The sequence below is a fragment of the Streptomyces katrae genome, assembly GCF_000966975.1.
GTDB lineage: Bacteria > Actinomycetota > Actinomycetes > Streptomycetales > Streptomycetaceae > Streptomyces > Streptomyces katrae.
This window is the reverse complement of sequence record NZ_JZWV01000564.1, coordinates 1-3,812: the sequence shown is the minus strand read 5'-3', so window position 1 is coordinate 3,812 and position 3,812 is coordinate 1. Positions and strand designations below refer to the sequence as shown.

General features: G+C 74.4%; 3 protein-coding genes. All 3 read left to right on the top strand.

The window, feature by feature from the left end:
• The first annotated feature begins 84 nt into the window (after positions 1–84).
• Positions 85–774: a response regulator transcription factor gene (locus tag VR44_RS20505; RefSeq protein ID WP_045949009.1), complete on the top strand. Its 690-nt coding sequence runs from the start codon at positions 85–87 to the stop codon at positions 772–774.
• Between the two features lie 505 nt (positions 775–1,279).
• Positions 1,280–2,239: a sensor histidine kinase gene (locus VR44_RS20495; RefSeq protein WP_052713724.1), complete on the top strand. Its 960-nt coding sequence runs from the start codon at positions 1,280–1,282 to the stop codon at positions 2,237–2,239.
• A 169-nt stretch (positions 2,240–2,408) separates the two neighbouring features.
• Positions 2,409–3,809, top strand: coding sequence for an FtsW/RodA/SpoVE family cell cycle protein (locus VR44_RS20490; protein ID WP_045949007.1), 1,401 nt, complete (start codon positions 2,409–2,411; stop codon positions 3,807–3,809).
• Positions 3,810–3,812 lie beyond the last annotated feature (3 nt).

Genomic DNA, 3,812 nt, shown 5'->3' with positions numbered 1-3,812 from the left:
GGAGGAACGGAGGAAGGGCGGGTAGGGGACAAGCCCCCGCAGGGCCACACCCCCCGCCCGCACCCGGTATGTGAGGCTGGCCCCGTGCGCATCCTGGTCGTCGAAGACGAAGAGAACCTGGCCGAGTCCCTCCGGCAGGGCCTGTCCGCCGAGGGCCACCACGTCGAGGTCGCCCACGACGGCCACCACGGCCTGGACCTGGCCCTCACCGCCGGGCCGTACGACGTCGTCCTCCTGGACCTCATGCTCCCCGGCCCCGGCGGCGCCGAGATCTGCACCCGGATGCGCGCCCACGGCGACCCCACCCCCGTCCTGGTGCTCACCGCCAAGGACGGCGAGTACGACGAGGCCGAGGGCCTCGACGCCGGGGCCGACGACTACCTCACCAAGCCCTTCTCCTTCGTCGTGCTCGGCGCCCGCCTGCGCGCCCTCGCCCGCCGCGCCGCCGCCGGCCCCGCCGCCGGGCCCGCCGTACTCCAGGCGGGGGACCTGGTCCTCGACCCGCACGACCGCCGCTGCCGCCGCGGCGCGCAGGACATCGAACTCACCGCCCGCGAGCTCGGCGTCCTCGCCTGCCTGATGGAGCGCCCCGGCCGGGCCGTCGCCAAGCAGGACATCCTCGACGAGGTCTGGGACTCCCCCCACGGCATCGACCCGAACATCGTCGAGGTCTACGTCTCCTCCCTGCGCAAGAAGATCGACGCCCCCTTCGGCCGCCGCTCCATCCTCACCGTCCACGGCACCGGCTACCGCCTGGCCGCCGACGGCGGCTGACGAGGACTGACGACGACTGACGACGGCTGACGGGGACCGACGATGGTGAGCAGCCTGCGCGCCCGGACCGCGCTCGCCGCCGCGCTCGCGATGGCCGCCGTCCTCGCCGCCGGCGGGCTGTGGCTGTACACCCTCATGCGCGGCAACCTCCTCGACAACACCACCGGCCGCACCGAGCTCGCCGCGCGGAAGGTCGCCGCCCAGGCCGACACCCGGACCCTGCCGCCCAGCGGACGGCTGCCCGCGCCGGAGGGCGGGGTCGACCTGGTCCTCGTACGCGATGCGCAGGGCCGGACGGTGGCCGGCACCGCCGCCGGCGGGGAACCCCGGGACATCCCCCGTCTCGACGGGCTGCGCCCCGGGCCCGGGCAGGACTCCCGGTCGGAGGTGCTGGCGCCCGCGCACCCCGGCGCGCAGCGGCGCGTGGTCGTGGCGGTCGGGGCCCCCGGCCCGCCCGGGGCGCACGACCCGGCCGCGCCGTACACGGCCGTACACGGTGTACGCGATGACCGGGCTCGGCGACGTCGACGACGCCACCCGCGCCGTCGCGGTCGGCCTGCTCGCCGGGGCTCCCCCGATGATCGCCTTCGCGGCGGCCCTGGCCTGGTGGGTCACCGGGCACGCGCTGCGCCCGGTGACCGCGATCCGCTCCGGGCTGGCCACGGTCACCGCGAGCGAGCTGGACCGCCGCGTCCCCGACCCGGGCGGCGCGGACGAGATCGCCCAGCTGGCGCGGACCGTCAACGACACCCTCGACCGGCTGGAGCGCTCCGACGCCCGGCAGCGGCAGTTCACCGCCGACGCCTCGCACGAACTGCGCAACCCGCTGGCCGCCGTCCGGTCGCGGCTGGAGGTGGCCCTGGCCATGGAGCGGCCCGACCGGGCGTCGGTGGCCGCCGCGCTGGCCGACACCGAGCGGCTCCAGCGGATCGCCGCCGACCTGCTGCTCCTGGCCCGCCTGGACGGGGGACCCGCGCCGCGCCCCGAGCCGGTGGATCTCGCCCTGCTGGCGGCGGAGGACGCGGCGCGCCGGCCCGCACCCCGGGTGCCGCTGCGGGTGGAGGCACCGGCGCCGGTCCCGGCGTACGGGGACGCGGCGCGGCTGGAGCGGGCCCTGGGCAACCTGGTGGACAACGCCCTGCGGTACGCGCGGGGCCGGGTCGTGGTGCGGGCCGCCGCGCGGGACGGGTGGGCGGTGCTGGAGGTGGCCGACGACGGTCCGGGGATCCCGGAGGCGGACCGGGCCCGGGTCTTCGAGCGGTTCGTACGGCTCGACGCGGACCGGGGCCGGGCCAGCGGCGGCACCGGCCTGGGCCTGGCCATCGCCCGCGAGATCGCGCGGGCCCACGGGGGCGACGCACGCGCGCTGGGCGCGCCGGGCGGGGGCGCACTGCTGGAGCTGCGGATCCCGGCCGGGGGTGGGAAGGAAGGGGAAGCAACCATCAGGAGGACTTCAACGTCATAGATGATATGAAGATAAAGCGCCTCATTGCCGAGCAGATCGGTCCCCAGACCGCCACTGCGACCCCGAGTGCACCGGGCGCCGTGTCTCCTTCTCCCCTCCCCTCATCGCCGCCCGCTTCAGCCCCTCCGCCGCCACGGCCCGAGCGCACCCTCGACGGCGGCGGCGTTCCGTGCGTGGACTGAGGCCGCTGACGGTGGCGGGCGCCCGCCGCCGGACCGAAGCACTCCTGCTGGTGTTCGTCGTCGGCATCGCCGTCTTCGGGCACGTGAGCGCGGGCCTGGCCATGAACGGCGAGCTGCCCCAGCACCTCACCAGCTTCGTGATCAGCATGAGCCTGCTCTCGCTGGTCGGGCACCTGGGCATCCGACGGTTCGCGGCGTATGCGGATCCGCTGATCTTCCCGCTCGCCATGCTGCTGACGGGGCTGGGGCTGGTCCTGATCCACCGGCTCGACCAGGGGTACATCGAGCGCTACGGATCGGACGCGAACGCGCCCGGCCAGCTGTTGTGGACGGTGGTCGGGGTCGCCGCCTGCCTGCTGGTGGTGGCGCTGCTGCGGGACCACCGGCTGCTCCAGCGGTTCATCTACATCACGATGGCCGTGGCGCTGGTGCTGCTGATCGCGCCGGCGTTCTTCGGCGCGGACACGTACGGGGCGAAGCGCTGGATCATCCTGTTCGGGTTCTCGCTCCAGCCGGGTGAGTTCGTGAAGATCATGATCGCGATCTTCTTCGCGGGGTACCTGGTCATCCACCGCGACTCGCTGGCACTGACCGGCCGGAAGTTCCTGGGCATGCGGCTGCCGCCGATGCGCCAGCTCGGGCCGATCATCACGGTGTGGATCATCTCGCTGCTCGTGCTGGTCTTCGAGCGCGACCTGGGGACCTCGCTGATCTTCTTCGGCGTCTTCGTGGTGATGCTGTACGTCGCCACCGAGCGCACCAGCTGGATCGTGTGCGGCCTGGTCCTGGCGGCGGGCGGCGCCTTCGTGGTCGGCTCGACCGAGCCGCACGTCAAGGCGCGCGTCGCGGCCTGGCTGAACCCGCTGGCCATCTACTCCCCGAACCCCCCGGCGGGCCTGAACTCGGAGCAGTCCGCGCAGGCCCTGTTCAGCTTCGGCACCGGCGGGGTCTCGGGCACCGGCCTGGGGATGGGCCACCCCGAGCTGATCAAGTTCGCGGGGCGCAGCGACTTCATCCTGACGACGGTGGGCGAGGAACTCGGCCTGGCCGGGGTCATGGCCGTCCTGCTGCTGTACGCCCTGCTCGTGCAGCGGGGCCTGCGGATGGCTCTGGCGGCGCGGGACCCGTTCGGCAAGCTCCTGGCGATCGGCCTCGCCTCGGCCCTGGCGCTCCAGGTCTTCGTGGTCGCGGGCGGCGTCACGGGCCTGATCCCCCTGACCGGCAAGGCCCTCCCCTTCCTGGCGAAGGGCGGCTCGTCCCTCCTGGCGAACTGGATCATGATCGCCCTCCTCCTCCGCATCAGCGACAGCGCGGAACGCCAACGCGAAGCCGACGCCCGCGGCCCGGCAGAGACGACCATCACCCCGGTGGTGGTGGGGGTGGGGTAGGGC